A 19,843-nucleotide genomic window follows, 5' to 3' on the forward strand; every position below is an offset into this window, starting at 1 on the left:
CGCGCCCGTCCGATCACCGCGGTGGGCGCGTCAGAATCGAGTGCCGCGATCACGTCGTGCATCGTCGTTCAGGGAGGTCAGCACGTGATGGGGCGCTAGCGGGGGTACTAGGTCTAGCAGGGCCGGGTGCTAGAGCCTGTGAAGTCTTTCGGCAACGTGCTCCAGGGCGTGGGGCGGCGGCCTGATCCGGTCGGCGGGAGCGCGCCCGGCGGCGCCGGCCGGGACCGACCCGAAGGGGCGCAGCCCGGACCGGCTGGCCGTAAGGGTGCGCGGCCCCGGCCGCGCGGCCGCAGGGGCCGCCGCCTCTTGACCCCTATAGGGGTCCCAGTATCACGGCGGAAAATCCAACGGATATTGCTTCGCCAGCGTCGACGTGGAGCACTCCGGCGAGGTCAGCGGCATCTTCAGCCCAGCCCGCCGCACCCACCAACCGGCAGACCAGCGATACGACGCCCTCACATCCGAGCAGGTCAGGGGTATATCCGTTGGATTTTCGGCGATTACTACCGGAACCCCGTGTATCGCCAGCGGCCAGGTCGAGTGATCGTCTTGGCCGATTACGTGCTGCATTGTGCCAGCCTCACAGCTACACGATCATCGCCTTCAGGGCGGTGAAAGCTGACGCTGCGCGGCGAGCCTCCCGTCACAGGTCTTCGACGTAGGCGGCGGCGATGTCCTCGGGCGGGTTGGTGTACAGCTTCAGGTAGCGCTCGTTGGCGTGGCCCAGGCGCCGTTCCAGCTCGGCCCGGTTGTGGCCGGAGGCCTGGGAGAGCAGGTAGGCGAAGGTGTGGCGCAGGTCGTGCGGGCGCAGGGTGCCGAGCTGCCGGTCGGCGCCGGCGACCTGCAGGTCGTGGATGGCGCCGATCTCGGCGACGATGGTGTTGATCGAGCGCGGCGACAGCCGCCCGTCGGGCCGGCGGGCGGCGATGGAGGAGGCCGCCAGGAACAGCGCGGCGCACTCGGCGGTGGAATTGTCTGCGTCGCGGTCGCGTTCGTGTTCGAGGTAGTCGGCCAGCGCGGTGCGGGCGTCCAGGCCGAGAAAGACGCTGCGGCTGGTGCGGCCCTTGCCGCGCACCCCGTTCAGCTTGGCCTTCTTCACCCGGCGCAGCTGCTCGGGTTCGCGCGGCTGCAGCTGGGCCAGGTCCAGGCCGACGATCTCGGCGCGGCGCAGCCCGGTGCCGAGCATGGTGTGCACGATGGCGCGATCACGCAGCGGCCGGGCGTGGCGATGCGTTGCGCCCGTGGCGGCACGGCCGCCGTCACCGCGGTGGCGGCGCCCGGTCAGCTGATGGAAGGACTCCAGCCGGTCCAGCACGTTCTTGACTGTGCGCACCTGGGCGGCGTTCAATGCGCAGACTTCGGGGGCGGGCAGACGCAGCGGCTCGACCCGCTTGGAGGGATCGCCGCCCGGCAGCAGCGCGGCCGGGGCGTGCGCGCTGATCCAGGAGAACAGCGCCGAGGCGTGCGCGAGGTGGTTGTTGACCGTCGCCGGCGCCATGGCGGCCGCGCTGCCGTCTTTTCGCCGCCATCCGGCGGCGGCCAGATGATCGCGCCAGGCGGCGAGTTCGCGGGCGGTGATCGCCGAGACGCGCTCGTTCCCGAGCCCGGAGCCGATCCAGGAGCGCAGCCGCTCCAGATGGCGGCTGATCTTTGCGCTCACCTCGGCCGAGCGCACCCCGCGCACCGCGAGGTCGAGGTAACGCTCGATCCACACCCCAAGATCGTCATCGGCCGGGTCGAGCCCTCCGGACAGGCCGATCACCTTTCGTGAAGTGAATTTGCGGCGATCCTGCCCCTCGGCCGAAACGGCCGAGCTGGGCGTCTGCGAGATCATGCCGCCAGGTTACTTCACGGAAGGGTCATTTCCTGAAGAGAAGTGGCACCTGCCGTCCGCGCTGGCGTGAGCGGGGCGGGACAGCGCCGACCGCCTCGTGCTATTAATAAACCAGCAGCCGGTTTGCTAATAGATGGATGAGGAGGGGCCGGTGGCCCGGACAGTTGATCAGGCCGCGCACGCCGGACGGCGGGCGCAGTTCCTGGACGCGGCGCAGCACCTGCTGCACACCAAGGGATACGAGCGGATGAGCGTGCACGACGTCTGGTCGAAGGTGGGCGCCTCCAAGGGCGCCTTCTACCACTACTTCGACTCCAAGCAGGCCCTCGTCGAAGCGGTGATGGAACGCATGGCGGACCAGATCGCCGCCGCCCTGGCGCCGGTGGCCGCCGATCCGCACGCACCCGCGCTGGAGAAGCTGCAGAGCTTCTTCACCGGTCTGGGCCGCTGGAAGGCCCAGCGGCGCGACCTGCTCGTCGCGCTGCTGGAGGTCTGGCAGTCCGACGACAACGCCATCGTCCGGCAGAAACTGCGCCCCGGCATCGCCGACCGGATCGCACCGCTGCTGGCCGGCATCCTGGAACAGGGCGCGCGCGAGGCCGCACTGACGCTCACGCATCCGCAGGCGACCGGCCGCCTTCTCGTCGCGCTGCTGCAGGACCTCAACGACCGGCTGGCCGAGATGATCCTGTCCTTCGACGCCACCGGCCGGCCGGACCTGCCGGCCGCCCTGGACACGGTCGCCGCTCACACCCAGGCCCTGGAACGGATCCTCGGCCTGCCCGAGCAGTCGATCCTGCTGGTCGAGTCCGCCGTGCTGCGCCCCTGGTTCACCGCCGCTGACAGCACTAAAAGCACTGGCAGCACCGACGGCACGGCCGTCCGCGAGATCCGCAGCACCGGCGCCCGCATCGACGACACCGCGACTCCATGAAAGGACGCTGGCCATGACGATCGCCTTGGGCATCGTGATAGCGCTGTTCTATCTGCAGGCAGTGGCCAAGTTCGGGCTGTGGCTGCTGGCCCCCTACCACGTCAGGATCAAGCGGATCGCCGCCTACTACGCGCGCGGGCAACGCCTCATCGGCATCTACGACACCCTCACACTGTTCTGCGTCGTAGCCATCATCGCCCTGCAGTTCGCCTCCGGGATGAGTGCCCCGAGCTTCGCCGCCGGGCTGGTCGCCGGCATGAACCTCATCCAGATCTTCATCCACCGCTTCAACCAGCCGCTGCCCGAGGACAAACGACCGCCCGCGCCGGCGCCACCGAACATGACCCTGTCGTACGCCATCCAGGCCAACCCGGCGCTCGGCTGGCGCGAGATCATCATCATGGCCGGGCTGTCGGTGTGGGCGCTCTACGTCATCATCACCGAAACCCTGCTCGGCTAAGGACCACGCGAACGGTGAATCTTCCCGTCCTGTCAGGCCCTGGCATTGCCTACCCCCCTCCCGCACTCGCCTGCGCCAGCGGAGACGGAGGCGGGCAGCCGACTTCCTCCCGGGAGGCGGCAGGGGAAGAGCCTCGGCTACCGGGGACAGCCGATCCGCGACCGTCACGGTCCCGCATTCGCAAAGGCAATGTGAGCGAGCGAATCCGATCGCTTAAGGGCTTCGCTCCGCGGACCGGCGAGCGGCCGGGCCACCCTACTTGCCTTACCTGATTTAACGACCTTCAAGCGGCTGACCAGCTAGATCGCTCGTCGACCCCAGATGGCCATCGCTGCGGTCCTCGCAGAAAAGATCATCTGGAGTGGGTGGCCTGATGCTGCTGCCAGCGGTGCAGCAGGGTGGGGATCTCCTTGAGCATGAACTGGTAGAAGTCGCGCATCTGGGTCAGCCGTCGATGGGCGGGATCGCCTGCTGTGGTCGTGGCGATGCCGGTCTCGGCGGCGGCGAGCATAAGCTGGACGACGGTGTTCTGGCTGGTGAACAGGGTGGCCCAGGCGTCATCGCGGAGCCGGTAGTGCTCGCGTCGGCTGCCGGGCGCGGGCAGGCGTTCGATCAGGCCGACCGACAGCAGGGACTTGACCGAACCGGAGACCGAGCCGGCGCTGACGCCGAGCCGGTCGGCGATCTCGCCCATGGTGACCGTCTCGGTGTCGGTGAACAGGAACACCGCCAGCGTCCGGGCGGCCATGCGCTGCAAGCCGCCTTCGGTCAGGGTCAGGGCCAGCCGTTCGGCCGCCTGCCACTGCTCGTCTCTGTCGTTCACCCGCCACCTCCCTATGCGACAGAATAGCAAACCTCAGGAGAGTTCAGAATCTTCTGAAGATTCGCTATATTGCTGGCATCGGCTCCGTTCCGGAGATTCGATGGTGTGCCGGGAAGCCTGGTCGGCGACGTGAGTTCACTCACGTGCCGACGAGGAGATGACTCCCGATGACCTTGCTCAGCCGCCTGTTCGGCGTACGTCCCGCCATCCGGCACCCGGTGCGGGTGCAGCGCGACATCGTGATCCCGGCCGCCGACGGGGCGCCCCTGCTGGCCACCCGCCACTACCCGGCCGATCTGCGACGACCTCCGCTGATCCTGCTGCGCAGCCCCTACGGCCGGGGTAACGCGCTCGATCAGCTGCCGAAGCTGCTGGCCGAGCGCGGCTACCAGGTGCTGTATCAGAGTCTGCGCGGCACGGCCGGCTCCGGCGGCCGTTTCGACGGCTTCGTCATCGACGCGGCCGACGCCGATGGCACGCTGAGCTGGCTGCGCGACCAGCCGTGGTTCGGCGGCGTGCTGGCCACCTGGGGAGCCAGCTACCTCGGCTTCGTTCAGTGGGAGCTGGCCGCCCGGCACATCCCGGAGTGGAAGATCGCGCTGATCCAGGACGCGCCGTCGGCCTTCGCCGAGCACTTCATGTACCCGGGCGGCGCGTTCGCGCTGGGCAACGCGCTGGGCTGGGTCCAGCTCGTGGACACCATGTTCAGCGGCAACTTCTCCGTGCCCCGGCAGTTGCTGGCCACCTTCACCGCCGGCCGCAAGCTGCGCCGCGCCACCCTCACCCTTCCGCTGGAGCAGGCCGATCGCGCACTCACCGGGCACCGGGTGAGCTGGTTTCAGGAGTGGATCAGCAACGGTCCTGACCAGGTGTACTGGGCGCGCATGGACCACCGCGCCAACACCGAGCGGATGCCGCCCCGGGTGCACCTGCAGGGCGGCTGGTACGACTTCTTCCTGCCCAGCATGCTGGCCGACCATGCGCGCTTGCTGGCCGCCGGGCGCGAGGTCCGGCTGCTGGTCGGGCCATGGGGACACGGCCGCGGCCTGTACACCCGCGACGGCATGAAGGACGCACTGGCCGCCCTGGACGCGGCCATGACCGGCGATGCCGCACCCACCGGAGTACGGGTGTACGTCACCGGCGCGAACCGTTGGCAGGACCTGCCCAGCTGGCCGCCCGCCCACCGGCTCGCTCCGTGGCATCTGCACCCGGGCGGGCGGCTGAGCCGCGAGGAACCCGAACGTGAGGCGGGCCCCAGCCACTACCGCTACGACCCCGGTGATCCGACCCCCACGGTGGGCGGGACGGCGGTGAGCAGGTCCGCGGGCCCGAAGGACAACCGCGCCATCGAGGCAAGAGCGGACGTGCTCACCTTCACCACCGCGCCCTTGACCGAGGACGTCGAGGTTATCGGCCCGGTGCGGGTCCGCTTGTACGCCCGATCATCCATCCCGCACGTCGACTACTTCGCCCGCCTGTGTGAGGTGAGCCCGCGTGGCCGCTCGCTCAACCTGTGCGATGGCATCGTCCGGCTGAACCAGCCCGGCGACCCACACACCGGTGGCATACGCGCGGTCGACATCGAGCTGTGGCCGCTGGCCCACCGCTTCGTCCGCGGCCACCGGATCCGGCTGCAGATCTCCAGCGGCGCCCACCCCCGCTTCGGCCGTAACCCGGGCACCGGCCAGCCGCCGGCCACCGGGCGCGAGCTCCGCGCATCCGAGCACGAGATCTTCCACGACCTCTCCCACCCGTCAGCCCTCTGGCTCCCCTTGACTTTTGGAGCGTCATGAAACTGCTCGTCCTCGGCGGCACGCACCACGTGGGCCGCGCCATCGTTGAGACCGCGCTGGAGCGCGGGGATGAGGTGAGCACGCTCAATCGCGGCCTCAGCCGCTCACCGGCCCCCGGCGTCCGGGCGCTCGTCGCCGACCGCACCGACACCGCGGCGGTCGCCGCCGCGCTCGCCGGTCGGGAGTGGGACGCCGTCATCGACACCTGGGCCTGGGCCCCACGCGTCGTACGCGACAGCGCCTGCCTGCTGGCCGGCCGGACCGGCTACTACGGCTACGTCTCCAGCCGCGGCGTGCATCGCTGGCCGTGGCCGACGCGCGCGGACGAGAGCGCGCCGCTCGTCGATGGCGACCCCGCCGGCGACGACAGTGCCGACTATGCCGCCGCCAAGCGCGGCGGTGAACTGGCCGTCCTCGAGTCTTTCGGCGAGCGAGCGCTGCTGGCCAGGGCCGGGATGATCCTGGGGCCGTATGAGGACGTCGGCCGCATCCCGTGGTGGCTGCGCCGCCTGCAGAAAGGCGGCCGAGTACTGGCCCCGGGCCCGGCCGACGCGGTAGTGCAGTACATCGACGTCCGCGACATGGCGAGGTGGATGCGGCAGTGCGCCGAACGCGGCACCGGTGGCGCCTATACGGTGACCGGCCGCCCCGGCGCGGTGACGATCGGGCAATTCTTGGAGACGGCGCTGGCGGTGACCGGCTCCGACGCCGAACTGGTGTGGGCGAGCGAGGACCTGCTGCGCAGGGAAGGCGTGTGGCTGGGCATGGAGTTCGGGCTGCGCTTCCCGCACGACCCGACCCCGACCGGCATGCACGACGCCGACGTCAACGCCGCCTTCGCCGCCGGGCTGACCACCCGGCCACTGCGCGCCACGCTCGCCGACACCTGGGCCTGGCTGCAGGCCGAAGGCGACCCCGCCCCGCGCCCGGACGCCCCCTCTTCGGACACCTGGCTCGACCCCGCCGCCGAGCAGCGCGTCCTCGACCAGCTCTAACCCCTCCACCAGCTCTTCAGCAAGGAACCCTTTTATGCGCGCCATCATCATCGGAGCCGGCATCGCCGGCCTGGCCGCCGCCCTGCGGCTGTCCCAGATCGGCTGGGACAGCCTCATCATCGAACGCGCCCCGCAGCGGCGCAGCGGCGGCTACGCCGTCACCTTCGGCGGCCTCGGCTACGACGCCGCCGAACGCATGGGCATCCTGCCTGACCTCCAGCAGCGGGCCTTCATCACCGAAGAGCTCGTCTACCACAAGCCCAGCGGCGAGCAGCGCTTCACCCTCACCGGCGAGATCATCGCCGCGACCCTGGGCCCCCGGACGATGAACATCCTGCGCGGCGACATCGAAACCGTCTTGTACGACAAGGTGCGCGACAGCGCCGAGATCCGCTTCGGCACTACCATCACCGCCGTCGACCAGGACACCCACGCCGTGCACGTCACTCTCAGCGACGGCACGCTGGAGCACGCCGACCTGCTGATCGGCGCCGATGGCCTGCACTCGGCCACCCGCGCCCTGGCATTCGGCCCTGAGGAGGACTACCTGCTCGACCTGGAGCACAGGGTCGCCGTCTACATGCTCGACAAGCGCCCCGCCGCGATCGCACCCGGCACCACCGCCACCCTGTCCTCACGCGGCCGAACGGTCGCGGTCATCAGCGCCGGCGACAGCCGCAACGTCGCCTTCTTCGGCTACCGCACCGACCGCGGCGCCCGCGGCGACGATCCGGCCACGGTGCTGCCCCAGGTGTACGGCGACCTTGGCTGGGTCATCCCCGAGCTCCTCGCGGGCATGGCGAGGACCGACTCGGTCTACTTCGACACCATCAGCCAGGTCGTCGCCCCTGCCTGGAGCCACGGCCGCGTGGTCCTGCTCGGCGACGCCGCCTGGTGCGTCACCCTGTTCGCCGGCTACGGCTCGGCTCTGGCCGTCGGCGGCGCCGACCGGCTCGGCACCGAACTGGAGCGCCACGGCGGCGACATCAACGCCGCCCTGGCCGCCTGGGAGACGGCGCTACGGCCGGAGGTGGAGGCGAAGCAGAAACTCGGCCGCCGGGTCAAAGGCGTCTACCCCCCCGCCAACCCGCTGCTGCTATGGCTGACCCAGCTCCCGCTGCGCCTGGCCGCCCTGCCGCCGGTGCGCCGGTACATGACCCGACGCTTCATCAAAGGCTGAGTGAACCCGTCGGCGGCACCGCTCTGCCGGGGCCCGCATAGGGCGGCCCCGGCAGCGGCTCAGGTTCAGGAGCGGGTGGTCGGCGAGGGCAGGTGCGGCGGCTGCCACCGCCAGGTGGCGTTACCGTCGGCGGCGATGCCCTTGCGCCACAGTGGTGCGGGCATCAGCCGGATCATGGTCACCAGCGCCCGGTGCGCGGCCGCCGACGTGGTGCGGCGGCCGTCGGCGCGGGCGCCCCGCGCGGTGGCTTGGGTGCGCGGGCGGCGCTCGGCGTCATAGCGGCGCAGCGCCGCCTCAACCATGAACGCACCAGCAGGACCGGCGGTGGACTCGTCGGCGAGGGCTGCGGCGAGCACGACGGCGTCCTCGAGGGACTGCCCGGCACCCTGACCACGATCGGGGCTCATCGCGTGCGCGGCGTCGCCGAGCAACACAGCCCGGCCGCGGACGTAGGTGGGCAGCGGGTCCAGGTCGCAGATGTCGATATGGATCACCGCCTCGTCCGGAGTGGCCGCGATCAGCGCCGGGATCGGTTCATGCCAGGAGGCGAGGCGGCGGGCCGCCTCGCTCTTCTCCTCCGGGTAGCGGACGCCGACCTTCTCGGCGGTGGTGACGTAGGCCCAGTAGGCGCGGCCGCGGCTGATCGGATGGATCAGGAAGTAGCCGCCGGGGCCCATGGTGACGCTGCCGGACAGCCCGTCGGCGCCCGCAAAGGCGCCAGTGCCGGCTTCGGTGCTGGCGGCGGCGATGCCGAGCCAGGCAGTGCGGCCCAGGAAGCGCGGCGGCGGCGCGTCCGGCCACAGCAGCCGCCGCACCGTGCTGCCGATACCGTCCGCGCCGATCAGCAGATCGGCGCCGGCCTCGCCGCCGCTCCACGTCACCGTCACCGCGCTGGAGTCGTGCTGGATGCCGGTGATCTCCGCCCCGGTGCGCACCCATCCGGCGGGCACCGCCTCCAGCAGCACCCGGTGCAGGTCCGCGCGGTGAAAGGCAAGCAGCGGGGTCGCATCGCCGAGGCGGGCCCGTTGCAGGTAACGGCCGTCCGGCAGACGCAGATTACCGGCCGAATAGGTGGGCACCCCGGCCGCGCGCGCCTGCTCGCCCACGCCGAGCTCAGCCAGCGCGCGCATCGCGTTCGGAGCCTGGGACATACCGGCGCCGATCTCGCCCAGCTCGGCCGCTCGCTCCAGCACGACGGCCTGCCAGCCGATCCGACGCAAGGCCACGGCGGCGGCCAGCCCGCCGATACCGCCACCGACCACGATCGCCCGTCCGGTCATGGTGTCTCCTCATCGTCAAGATCGCCGGTGGGCTCGTCGCCGACGGGCTCGCCTGCGGGGCCCGCGTTGGCGGGGTTCGGGTTGGCGGGGTCGGGGTGCAGGGGCGGCGCGCTCTTGAACACGCCTGCCATCCATTCGAAGGTGACGTGCGCCTGCCGGATCCGCGCGGCCCTCCCGTCGTCCGGACCGACCAGGTCCAGGCCGTCGCGGGTGATGTCGAGGAAGGAGGTGATGCCAGCGATCTGCTGGCGGGCCACCACCGCCCAGGCGTCATCGGCCATCCGGTAGTAGACCGTCCGCTCGCCCGGCCTCGTGCGCCAGGTCAGAAACCCCATCCCGGTCAGCAGCCGCAGGTTCGAGGTCAGCGAGGCGCGGCTGGCCCCGATCGCCGCGCTGATCTGCCCCGCCGACTGCTCCGGCGGATCGCACACCATCAGCCAGCCCAGCACCCGCCCGGCGATCGGCGGCACCCCGTCACGGGCCAGATACATGGCCACCCGCTCCACCCACTCCAGCAACGGCTCCTGCTCGCTCACGCCCGATCCCCCTCCTCTTGCAGTTGTTTCAGTATGCGCTAAAGTCGCTGTATCAGGATACGTCCCGGCCGGGGCGTGCTGTGGGAGAGCCGGGAAGTCTGGTCGGCCCGCGACGATCCGTCGCGGAGAAACAGGAGGACTTCCCGATGTCATCTCGCACCCTGCCGGTGCTGCTCGGCAGCGGCGTCGCCGCCGGCGTCCTGGTTCCGGCGCTGCTGTGGGCCGACGGCGCCACCCGGCCCGGCTACAGCCTGTGGCACCACGGCGCCAGCCAACTCGGCACCGGTGAGCGCGCCTGGCTGCAGACGATCAACTTCGTGCTCGGCGGGCTGCTGCTAGCCGCCTTCGCCGCCGGGGTGCGCCGCGCCCTGCGATCCGGACGGGGCGCGACCTGGGGACCGATCCTGCTCGCGGCCACCGCGGCGGGCCTGGTCGTGGCCGGGCTGGTGCCCACCGATCCCGCGCTGGGCTACCCGCCCGGCCAGCCGCATGTCGTCACCACTGCCGGCGTCGTCCACCAGGTGGCCGGCTTCCTGCTGTTCGCCGGGCTCAGCGGCGCCGCGTACGTGCTGGCCGGACGCCTGGGCCAGACGAGCCGCCGCTGGGTCGTCTACTCCCGACTGTCCGGGACGATCATCATCGTCTTCGCCTTCGCCGCCGGCATCGCCTACCGCCTGGACACCCTCGATGTCTGGCGACCGGCCCCCGCGGGCCTGCTCGAACACCTCTCCCTGCTGGCCGGGTTCTGCTGGGCCGCGGCCCTGGCCGTGCACCTGCTCCGCCGCCACGCCGGCGGCCCCCACACAAGCACTCCTTCTCCGGCGGCACGCGACACCGATGCTCACCGATGACCGCAGTCCCTCCTGTCGCGTGCGGCCGCCTGAGCCCCGCCGTCGCCGACCGCACGCGCCCGCAGGACGGTCGTAGGAGAAGGGGCCGCTACACATCGGCCCTCGGCCCCGGGATAGCCCGCCCGGCTTCGCCGGCACGGCACGTCTTGACCAGCAGCTGGGCGCATCTAACCGACGGGGCCCGGAGGAGAGGGAACTGAGTTCCCTCGACGGGTGAAGCCGTTGTACGGTGAACCTGGTGCGCCGGGAAGTCTGGTCGGCAAAGGTCCGATACGACGACCCCGGAGACGCAGATGAGCGGTATCCCGCGACAGCACCGTGCAGACGAGACCACAGACGCCACTGCGCCGCGAACGGGCCGGCGTCCACCTCGGCTCACCCCCGTGGGAGAGCGGGATCTGACCCTGGCTCGCGTAGGGGCGCAGATGGTGGAGTACCGGATGCACGGCGACGGCCCCGGCACGGTCCTGGTCTTCCACGGCGGCCACATGCGGGCGCAGCTGGCCCTGGGCGAGGACGTCTTCACCGATGCGGGATTACGGGTGCTCGTCCCCTCGCGTCCCGGCTACGGACGCACACCCATGACCGTGCCGTCGACAGGGCCGTCGACCGGGGCTGCCACTGTGGCGGACTTCACCGACACCATCGCACGGCTGTGCCGGGATCTGGGCGTCGACCAGGTCGCCACGGTGGTCGGCATTTCCGCCGGCGGACGTATCGCGCTGACCATGGCGGCCCGCCATCCCGACCTGGTGCAGCGGGTGATTCTGCAAAGCCCGGTCGGTTTCCTGCCCTGGCCCGACCGGCGCACCCGCCTCGGCGGACGGATCCTGTTCCACCCCGCGGTCGAAGCCGTCACCTGGGCACTCGTGCGCACAGCGATCCGCTTCGCGCCCGGGCCGGCCCTGCGGCTGCTCACCCGCGACCTGTCCCTGCTTTCCGTCGGTCAGGTGCTGGCGCAGCTGAGCGCCGCCGACCGCGCTACGCTGACCCACCTGTACACCTCGATGCGCTCGGGCCGCGGCTTCGTCGCTGACATGCTCCCGGTGGCCGACTGCACCGCCCACATCAGCCAGCCCGCCCTGGTCATCGCCACCCGCAACGACCGCTCGGTGCCCTTCGCCCACGCCCAATCCCTGACCGCTGCGATCCCACGGGCCGAACTGGTGGAAAGCCGCGCCGACAGCCACATGATCTGGTTCGCCCCCGACTATCCCGCCATCGCCGCCCAGATACGCGCCTTCCTCCTCACCGACCACCACACCGCTGGCGGGCACGTGACCGCCTAGCGCGGCACCGCAGTCGCCGACAGTAGTCGCCGGTCAGGCTCCGGCACGCCTGCCGGCAAGCCATCAAGACACGTCAACATCGGGCATACAAGAACGGGGCACGGTGAAGCGATGCCGGTCATTGAGGTTGACGGGGTCGTCAAGCGCTACCGCGACGTCACCGCGGTCGACGACGTCAGCCTGCACGTCGAGCAGGGGCAGATCTACGCCCTGCTCGGTCTCAACGGCGCCGGCAAGACCACGCTGATCCGCATGCTGCTCGGCATGATCGCCCCCACCGCCGGGTCGGTGAGCGTGCTGGGCGCCGCCGTGACGGCCGGCGAGCGCTCGGCCTGGGCCAGGGTCGGCTACCTGGTCGAAGCGCCCGTCGCCTACCCCGAACTCACCGTACGGGAGAACCTGCACCTCGTACGCCGGCTGCGCCGCCTACCCGGCGGAACCGACGAGGTCATCGAACGCCTGGCCCTGACCTCGTACGCCGACCGCCGCGCCCGCACCCTGTCCATGGGCAACCTGCAACGCCTGGCCCTGGCCAAAGCCCTCATCCACGCCCCCGACCTGCTGATCCTGGACGAGCCGGTCAACGGCCTGGACCCCGCCGGTGTCGTGGAGATCCGCACCCTGCTCGCCAACCTGGCCCACCAGCACGGCACCACCGTGCTGCTGTCCAGCCACCTGCTGACCGAGGTCGCCCGCCTGGCCACCCGCATCGGCATCATCCACCACGGCCGGCTGCTCGGCGAGCATGACACCGACGGCCTGGAGCAGCAGCTAAGGCGACACCTGAGCATCACCACCCGCGACGACGACAAGGCCCGCCAGGTGCTCCAGGCCCACGGCTACCACCCCGGCCCGGCCCCCGGCGGCGGGCTGCTGCTCACCGACGAGCGCGCCCTCGCCCGGCCCGAGCAGGTGGCCACCGTCCTGGTGCAGGCCAGCGTGCCGCCCACCAAGCTCCTCATCGAGGAAGAAGACCTGGAAACCTACTTCCTGCGCATCATCGGACAACCCATCGGAGTCGGCGATGCGTGACGCGCTCTGGGCCGAACTCCTGAAGGCACGACGCAGCCGCCTGCCGGCTCTCACCGCGCTCGCCTTCACCATCGTCGCCGTGGTGTGCGGGCTGTTCATGTTCATCCTCGCCGACCCCGCCCGCGCCCGGGCGCTCGGCCTGCTCGGCGACAAGGCCCAGCTGTCCGGCGCCAGCGCTGACTGGCCCGGCTACCTGGCTCTGCTCGCCCAGGCCGTCGCCGTCGGCGGCATGCTGATCTACGGCATGATCGCCATCTGGCTGTTCGGCCGCGAATTCAGCGACCACACCGCCAAAGACCTGCTCGCCCTGCCCACCTCCCGCACCACCATCGTCGCCGCCAAATTCGCCCTCGCCGCCGCCTGGGCGCTGCTGCTGGCCCTGCAGGTCGTCGCGCTCGGCATGGGCATCGGCGCTCTCCTCGATCTGCCCGGCTGGTCAGCGGAAACCGCCGCGCAAGGCGTTCTTCGGATCGTTATCGCCGCCACCCTGACCGCCCTGCTCACCACCCCGCTGTCGCTGGCCGCCAGCGTCGGCCGCGGCTATCTGGCCGCCGTGGCCGCCATGTTCGTGATGCTGTTCAGCGCCCAGGTCATCGCCGCCCTCGGCTTCGGCGCCTACTTCCCCTACTCGGTGCCCGGCCTGTACGCCGGCCTCGCCGGCCCCGACCAGGACCCGCCCGGGACACTGGGCATCGCGCTCGTGCTGGCCACCGCCACGGCCGGAGCGCTCATGACCATCGCGTGGTGGCGCCGGGCCGACCACACCCGCTGAACCGGTACCGAGGAGTGGGTCTCACCCGTGCAGATGAAGCACACGCTCGGCTGATCCTCGGCGATCAGCCGGCCAGCGCCCGCAGCAGACGCTCCCGCTGTGGTTCGGTCAGTCCGCCAACCCGGTGCTTCTCAGCCACCCCCGACACGGCCATCAGTGCCGCGACCCTGGCCGGCCCGTAACCAGGAACCGCTCGAAGAACCTGCGCCACCCGAGTCTTCTTCACCAGTTCCTCGCCGCTACGACCGAACACCTCCGCCACGCTGGTCGTACCGGACCTCACCCCGGCCAGCAGTGCGCTACGCGCCGTGCGAGCCTCCGCCTTCTCCAAGGCTTTCGCCCGTTGTTGCGGGGTCATCGCAGGTATTGCCATCAGATCCGCCCGCCCACTCTGTAGATCAACTGCTCGAACTCCTGCGTTACACGCCCCGACGCAGGTCAACAGCCATCATCGCGCAGAGTGTCAAACATTGTGACGCTAACCCCGGCTCATCGTTCCACTAGTACTGGGAGGCCACATTGTCAGCACGTCAAGGTTCTACTTCCGGAATTGCTCAATTCCGGAAGTAGGCTATGAGAATGGCTTCCGGAAACGCGCAGAAGACGGTGACGCAGGAGCTCGAAACGACTTCCGGAAACACGCAGCCGCGATTGCGAGGCCGCCACCCCGCCCCCCCTCCCGCCGCCCTACGACCGCGCGCTGGCCGACTACGGCGCCGCGCTGGAGGGCTCGCCGCTGGCCGACTCCAGCCGGGCCAAGTACCTGTCGCGGGTGCGCGGGTTCCTCGCCTTCGTCGCCGAGGCATCAGCTGACGGCATCCTGGACGGTGACCCGCTCGCCGACCCCGCGGCCGCGGCCTGGGCGGTGCGCGACTACCGCCGCCACCTCAAAAACAGCCGCCGCGCGCCCACCACGATCGACAACGTGCTGGCGGCCGTCGATGACTTCCACACCCGCTTCGCCCTGGCCGTCACCCCCGCGCGGCGCGAGCGCGCCGTCCGGCGCACCGCGCCCAAGGCCTTGGACGAGCGCCGGGTGCGCCGCTACCTGCGCGAGGTGGAAAAGAACGCCTCTGCCCGGGACGCAGTGATCGCGTTGCTGCCCTATTTGGCGGGCCTGCGCATCGGCGAGGTCGTCGCCCTGCAGGTGGCCGACGTGCGGCTGTCGGCGCGCAAGGGCGAGCTGCGGGTGCTCGGCAAGGGCCACGGCGGCGGCAAGATCCGCACCGTCGACCTCCACCCGGACCTGCGCACCGCGTTGCAGAGCTGGCTGCAGGAGCGCGCCACCTGGCCCTGCGCCGCCGGTGCGGCGTTGTTACTCAACGTCCGCGGCGGCCGCCTGAGCGACCGGGCCGCCCGCAACATCATCGTGCGCCTGGGCCGGGGTTGGGGAATCCAGGAACAGCGATTATCGCTGAGAACGATCATGGCTGCATGAATGGTTGGAACGTTCGTTTTGTAACGAGTTGATTGCTGTGGGTTGGCGACCGGCGGGTTGGTTCTACTTTGCGGTGCTATGCCGGTGGAGTTCTTGTCTGATGAGCAGGTCACGGCGTACGGCTCGTTCACCGAGGTGCCGTCGTTGTCGGACCTGGAGAAGTTCTTCTTCCTCGATGCGTTCGATCGGGATGTGATCGCCAGGTCGCGGTCCGATTCGCACCGACTGGGGGTGGCGGTCCAGGTCTGCACGGTCCGTTACAAGGGCCTGTTCCTGGAGGACCCCCTCGATGTGCCGTGGCCGGTGGTGGACCATCTGGCCGAGCAGCTGGGGATCGGTGACGCCTCGGTGGTGAAGAGGTATTCGGTCCGTCCGCAGACCTGGTACGACCACGCGTGGATGATCCGGGACGATTACGGGTTCGTGTCCTTCGGTGACCGGGACAGTTGGAAGGCTCGCCAGCTCAACAAGGGGTTTCTGACGTTTCTGTATGGCCGGGCGTGGACGCACGCGGAGGGGCCGGTGGCGTTGTTCGACCAGTCGGTGGCGTGGCTGCGCCGGCATCGGGTGCTGCTGCCGGGGGTGCGGGTGCTGGAGCGGCTGGTGGCCAGCGTGCGGGAGCGGACCGACGACCGCTGCAACGCGGTCGTGGCCCGTCAGGCGGCCCGGGCTGATCCGGCGCTGCCGTCGCGGCTGGCCGAGTTGCCGGTGGTCGCGCCGGGAAGGCGGCTGTCGCGGCTGGAGGAACTGCGGCAGTCGCCCAAGCGCACCTCGGGCACGGAGATGGTGCGGGCGCTGCGGCGGGTGGACGAGCTGGGCGCGTTCGAGCTGGGCCGGGTGCGGGTGGACAAGGTGCCGGTGCGGCGGATGAAGACCCTGGCCCGCTATGGGGCGGGCAGCAAGGCGCCGACGCTGGCGAACCTGCTGGAGCCGCGCAAGACGGCGACACTGCTGGCGGTGACGCGGAGTCTGGAGGCGCAGGCGATCGACGATGCGCTGGATCTGTTCGCGTTGTTGATGGCCACGAAGCTGATCAGCCCGGCCCGCCGAAAGTCCGCCGATGAGCGGTTGCGGATGCTGCCTGCCCTGGAGCGTGCCTCGCGAGTGGTGGCCCGCGCGGGAAAAGTGCTGGCTGCCCAGCTCGACCTGGTCGCCGAGACGAACGCTGACCTGGACCCGGCGGCGGTGTGGAACGCGGTCGCCGATCAGACTGGGGCCACCAAACAACAGGTCCTGGCCGCCTTGGCCGAGGTGGAGGTGCTGGTTCCTGAGGATGACGGCGCGGCGGAGGCAGCGCGGTCGGCGCTGGCCGACAAGTACAACACCGTCCGCCCGTTCCTGAAGCTGCTGGGCGAGTCCAGGGCGTTGGCAGCGGCGCCGGGCGGGGTTCGGCTGCTGAAGGCAGTGCGGGCGGTGCCGGAGCTGGCGCGGCGGCAGGTGGGCAAGAAGCCGCTGTTGCCCAAGGAAGTCGACGGCCATCTGGTGGGCCAGGCGTGGAAGCGCGCGGTCTATTCCAACCCGGACATGCCGGAGGGGGCGGTGGACCGTGACGCGTATGTGGTGTGCGTGCTGGAGCATCTGCACCGTGCCCTGCAGGTGCGGGATGTGTTCGCCACGCCGTCGCTGCGTTGGAGCGATCCGCGGGCCCATCTGCTCGCCGGGACCGCGTGGGAGGCCGTCGCCGAGGATGTGCTGGCGTCGTTGTCGCTCACCGACCCGGTCGCCGAGCACCTGAACAGCAAGGCCATGGCGCTGGACGCGGCGTGGAAGCAGATGGCCGCCCGCCTGGAGGAGGCGGGCGATGAGTCTTTGGTGAAGGTGGTCGTCTCGCCCGGCACCTCCGCTCATTCGACAGCCCAGCCGGGCCGGGCGCGGCTGGTGGTGGAGCCGCTGGGGGCGCTGGGCGAGTCGGACACGCTCAAGGAGCTGCGGGCGGTGTGTCAGGCGATGCTGCCTCGCGTCGATCTGCCCGAGCTGCTGCTGGAAGTCCATGATTGGACGGGGTTCCTGGACGCCTACACCCACCTGGCCGACATCTCCACCCGGATGGACGACCTGCACATCTCGGGCAGATCGAGGCGCAGGCCGGTGTGCCGATCGTGTCGGCGTGGGGTGGCGGGCTGCTGGCGTCGGTGGACGGGCTGCGGTTCGTGGTCCCGGTCCGCACGATCAACGCGGGTCCCTCTCCCAAGTACTTCGGCTACAAGCGGGGGATCACCTGGCTGAACGCGGTCAACGACCAGATCGCCGGGATCGGGCAGATGGTGGTGCCGGGCACCCCGCGTGACTCCCTGTACATCCTGGACTGTCTGATCAACCTGGACGCCGGGCCCAAACCGGAGATGGTCACCACCGACCAGGCCAGCGACTCAGACATGGTGTTCGGGATCTTCTCGATGCTCGGGTACCGGTTCGCCGATCTCGGTGACCAGCGGTTCTGGCGCGCCGACCTGCCCGGCGGTGGCGGGAGTGACTACGGGCTGCTGGAGCAGGTCGCCCGGCAGAAGATCAATCTGAAGAAGATCGCCGAGCAGTGGCCGGACATGGTCCGGGTCGCTGGGTCGCTGGTCACCAACCAGGTCCGCGCCTACGACCTGCTGCGCATGTTCGCCCGCAACGGCCATCCGACGCCGCTGGGGCGGGCGTTCGCCGAGTACGGCCGGATCGACAAGACCCTGCACCTGCTGTCGGTGCTGGACCCGATCGACAACACCTACCGCCGCACGCTGGGCCGTCAGCCCAGCGTTCAGGAGTCGCGGCAACGGCTCGCCCGCAAGATCTGCCACGGCGGCGGAGGGAAGATCCGCCAGGCCTACCGGGAAGGCCAGGAAGACCAACTTGCCGCGCTCGGCCTGGTCGTCAACGCCGTGGTGCTGTGGAACTCCACGTACCTGTCGGCGATCGTCGACCATCTGCGCGCGGCGGGCTGGACCTCCGGTGAGGGCGTCGGGGCGACCGACCAGAACGTGGCCCGCCTGTCCCCGCTCGGCCACGCCCACCTCAACTGCCTGGGCCGCTACGCCATCACCCCGTCGACCCCCGGCCAGGGACTCCGGCCGCTGCGCTCACCGGCCGGCGGCCAGGACGACGAGGAGGATGTGGACTGACCGGCCTCTGAGTGCTTCCACGCTGTCAACTGGGCTCGCCAGCCCGGCGGGCTCCGCAGCCACGCCGCGGCCTCCTCCGAGATCACCGTCGCCGTCAGCATGTCCCGCTCCGCAGCGCGCTTCCGTGCCCGATACGCCCGCATCCCACACACCACGCTCGCCTTCCAACAACGTTGACGAAACGGAACCACGTTCACCGTGAACGAGGCGGCCTGGCGGTGGCTGGACCTGGACGGGTCCGGCGGCCGGATGGATCTGGCCGGGCAGAGCTTCTTCGACAAGCTGCCCGCCAGCGCCGACGCCTACGTCGTCAACCGGGTGCTGCCCGCCAGCGCCGACGCCGAGGCGAGCGCCACCCTGCGCCGGTGCGCGCAGGCGGCGGGCAAGCACGGCCGGGTGCTGATCCTGGAGTCGCCCGCCGCCTCGCGAGGTGCCCCGGCCGGGTTCGCGAAGATGAACCTGCGGATGCTGATGCCGGCCGGCGGCAGGGAGCGGACGACTACCGGGCGCTGGCGGCGGCCGCCGGGCTGCGGGCCGCCGCCGTGCACGACATCGCGGGCCGGCACACCGTCATCGAATGCGTGCCCGGCGGCTGAACCCGGCGAAGGATCACCGGGGAAGGCGGAAGCGGGTGATCATCGCCGCGTAGCTGTCGTCGGCGTGCCCGTCGGACGCCGCCCGTTCGGCCAGCTCCAGGAAGAACCTCGGCAGCTCGCTGTTGACGCCGAGCGCCTCGGCCTCCTGGACCAGTTGCTGCATCCCGCCCAGGTGGACGGCGACGGTGGCGTCGGTGGCCGGGTAGCTGCCCTCGTCGATCTGCTGGGCGTAGGCCGCGACGTAGCCGGCCGTCACGTTGATCGCGGTGCCAGCCAGGGCCGCGAACGTCGAGGCCTTCACGTTGGCGGCGCCCAGCAGCGCGGCACCCTGAAGGAAACCATTCAAGACACTCCACATGATGCTCAGGACGGACATGTCATACAGGGCAGACAGGCCGTGGTCCTCATCCAGGTACAGGGTTCCGGCCTCGCCGAGCGCCCGCAGGGTGGCCTGGTGCTCCTCGAAGGCGGCCTTCGGCCCGGAGTACAGCAGCACCGCCTCGGCGGTGCCGATCGCCTGGGGCAGGCCGAGGATCGCGCCGTCGAGGTAGGCGCCGCCGTGCCCGGCCGCCCACGTGGCGGTGTCGCGGGCCTGGGTGGAACTGCCCGTGGTCAGGTTGACCAGGGTACGGCCGGCCAGGGCGGCGGCGACTGGGTCCAGTAGCCGGTGCGCGGCGTCGTAGTCGGAGACGCAGACGACGACGAGAGGGCTCGCCTCGATCGCGTCCTGGACGGAGGCGGCCAGGGTGGCGCCGGAGGCGGCGAGATCGGCGGCCTTGTCCGCCGAGCGGTTCCAGACGGTGGTGGGGTGGCCGTCGGCCAGGAAGGCGGTGGCCAGCGCGTGGCCCATCAGTCCCAGGCCGATCACGGTGACCGGCGAGGTGGCAGGGGTGGACATGGGTGCTCCTGGGGTCTCAATG

At 70.6% G+C, this 19,843-nt stretch carries 16 protein-coding genes and 2 pseudogenes; 12 read left to right on the plus strand and 6 right to left on the minus strand.

The features are described from left to right. Positions 1-643 precede the first annotated feature (643 nt). Complete coding sequence (locus ACTOQ2_RS38400; protein ID WP_440106063.1) at positions 644-1,834, minus strand: tyrosine-type recombinase/integrase; 1,191 nt, start codon at positions 1,832-1,834, stop codon at positions 644-646. 151 nt (positions 1,835-1,985) lie between these two features. Between ACTOQ2_RS38400 and ACTOQ2_RS38405 the strand changes: the two genes are divergently transcribed. Further along, positions 1,986-2,768: a TetR/AcrR family transcriptional regulator gene (locus ACTOQ2_RS38405; protein WP_440106065.1), complete on the plus strand. Its 783-nt coding sequence runs from the start codon at positions 1,986-1,988 to the stop codon at positions 2,766-2,768. Between the two features lie 13 nt (positions 2,769-2,781). Continuing rightward, positions 2,782-3,228, plus strand: coding sequence for a hypothetical protein (locus ACTOQ2_RS38410; RefSeq protein WP_440106068.1), 447 nt, complete (start codon positions 2,782-2,784; stop codon positions 3,226-3,228). Between the two features lie 352 nt (positions 3,229-3,580). Here ACTOQ2_RS38410 and ACTOQ2_RS38415 read toward each other — a convergent pair whose 3' ends face one another. Then, complete coding sequence (locus ACTOQ2_RS38415; RefSeq protein ID WP_440106070.1) at positions 3,581-4,051, minus strand: GbsR/MarR family transcriptional regulator; 471 nt, start codon at positions 4,049-4,051, stop codon at positions 3,581-3,583. Between the two features lie 167 nt (positions 4,052-4,218). Between ACTOQ2_RS38415 and ACTOQ2_RS38420 the strand changes: the two genes are divergently transcribed. The 3 genes from ACTOQ2_RS38420 to ACTOQ2_RS38430 are packed head-to-tail and all read left to right on the plus strand — an operon-like array spanning position 4,219 to position 8,022. Next, positions 4,219-5,847: a CocE/NonD family hydrolase gene (locus ACTOQ2_RS38420; protein ID WP_440106073.1), complete on the plus strand. Its 1,629-nt coding sequence runs from the start codon at positions 4,219-4,221 to the stop codon at positions 5,845-5,847. Beyond that, a complete protein-coding gene (locus tag ACTOQ2_RS38425; RefSeq protein WP_440106075.1) occupies positions 5,844-6,842 on the plus strand; it encodes an NAD-dependent epimerase/dehydratase family protein in 999 nt (332 codons plus the stop codon). The genes ACTOQ2_RS38420 and ACTOQ2_RS38425 overlap by 4 nt, the downstream gene beginning before the upstream one ends. A 34-nt stretch (positions 6,843-6,876) precedes the next feature. Further along, a complete protein-coding gene (locus ACTOQ2_RS38430; protein ID WP_440106077.1) occupies positions 6,877-8,022 on the plus strand; it encodes an FAD-dependent monooxygenase in 1,146 nt (381 codons plus the stop codon). Between the two features lie 65 nt (positions 8,023-8,087). Here ACTOQ2_RS38430 and ACTOQ2_RS38435 read toward each other — a convergent pair whose 3' ends face one another. Together ACTOQ2_RS38435 and ACTOQ2_RS38440 are read right to left on the minus strand one after the other, a co-directional pair. Beyond that, a complete protein-coding gene (locus ACTOQ2_RS38435) occupies positions 8,088-9,302 on the minus strand; it encodes an FAD-dependent monooxygenase (protein WP_440106079.1) in 1,215 nt (404 codons plus the stop codon). Then, positions 9,299-9,838: a GbsR/MarR family transcriptional regulator gene (locus ACTOQ2_RS38440; protein WP_440106081.1), complete on the minus strand. Its 540-nt coding sequence runs from the start codon at positions 9,836-9,838 to the stop codon at positions 9,299-9,301. The genes ACTOQ2_RS38435 and ACTOQ2_RS38440 overlap by 4 nt, the downstream gene beginning before the upstream one ends. Before the next feature lie 146 nt (positions 9,839-9,984). Between ACTOQ2_RS38440 and ACTOQ2_RS38445 the strand changes: the two genes are divergently transcribed. The 4 genes from ACTOQ2_RS38445 (at position 9,985) to ACTOQ2_RS38460 (ending at position 13,782) form a co-directional block, all read left to right on the plus strand. After that, on the plus strand, positions 9,985-10,689 hold the full coding sequence (locus tag ACTOQ2_RS38445) for a DUF998 domain-containing protein (protein ID WP_440106083.1): 705 nt from the start codon (positions 9,985-9,987) through the stop codon (positions 10,687-10,689). Between the two features lie 425 nt (positions 10,690-11,114). After that, entirely contained in the window at positions 11,115-11,978 is an 864-nt protein-coding gene (locus tag ACTOQ2_RS38450) for an alpha/beta fold hydrolase (protein WP_440106085.1), read from the plus strand. 111 nt (positions 11,979-12,089) lie between these two features. Continuing rightward, a complete protein-coding gene (locus tag ACTOQ2_RS38455; protein WP_440106087.1) occupies positions 12,090-13,010 on the plus strand; it encodes an ABC transporter ATP-binding protein in 921 nt (306 codons plus the stop codon). Beyond that, positions 13,003-13,782: an ABC transporter permease gene (locus ACTOQ2_RS38460; RefSeq protein WP_440106089.1), complete on the plus strand. Its 780-nt coding sequence runs from the start codon at positions 13,003-13,005 to the stop codon at positions 13,780-13,782. Before ACTOQ2_RS38455 ends, ACTOQ2_RS38460 begins: the two co-directional genes overlap by 8 nt. Positions 13,783-13,846: 64 nt before the next feature. Here ACTOQ2_RS38460 and mihF read toward each other — a convergent pair whose 3' ends face one another. Next, the gene (gene mihF / locus ACTOQ2_RS38465; protein WP_440106091.1) at positions 13,847-14,140 is read right to left on the minus strand and encodes an integration host factor, actinobacterial type; all 294 of its coding nucleotides are present in this window, start codon (positions 14,138-14,140) and stop codon (positions 13,847-13,849) included. A 414-nt stretch (positions 14,141-14,554) separates the two neighbouring features. Between mihF and ACTOQ2_RS38470 the strand changes: the two genes are divergently transcribed. The 3 genes and pseudogenes from ACTOQ2_RS38470 to ACTOQ2_RS38480 all read left to right on the plus strand — a co-directional run. Then, on the plus strand, positions 14,555-15,220 hold the full coding sequence (locus ACTOQ2_RS38470) for a site-specific integrase (protein WP_440106093.1): 666 nt from the start codon (positions 14,555-14,557) through the stop codon (positions 15,218-15,220). 78 nt (positions 15,221-15,298) lie between these two features. Next, positions 15,299-18,327: pseudogene (locus tag ACTOQ2_RS38475) on the plus strand (Tn3 family transposase). A 249-nt stretch (positions 18,328-18,576) separates the two neighbouring features. Beyond that, a pseudogene (locus tag ACTOQ2_RS38480) lies at positions 18,577-18,768 on the plus strand (methyltransferase); the annotation flags it as partial. 168 nt (positions 18,769-18,936) lie between these two features. Here the strand turns inward: ACTOQ2_RS38480 and ACTOQ2_RS38485 are convergent. Beyond that, positions 18,937-19,821 (minus strand): NAD(P)-dependent oxidoreductase, encoded by an 885-nt coding sequence (locus ACTOQ2_RS38485; RefSeq protein ID WP_440106095.1) that lies wholly within the window; start codon positions 19,819-19,821, stop codon positions 18,937-18,939. Positions 19,822-19,843 lie beyond the last annotated feature (22 nt).

This window comes from Streptosporangium sp. H16 (assembly GCF_051918855.1).
GTDB lineage: Bacteria > Actinomycetota > Actinomycetes > Streptosporangiales > Streptosporangiaceae > Streptosporangium.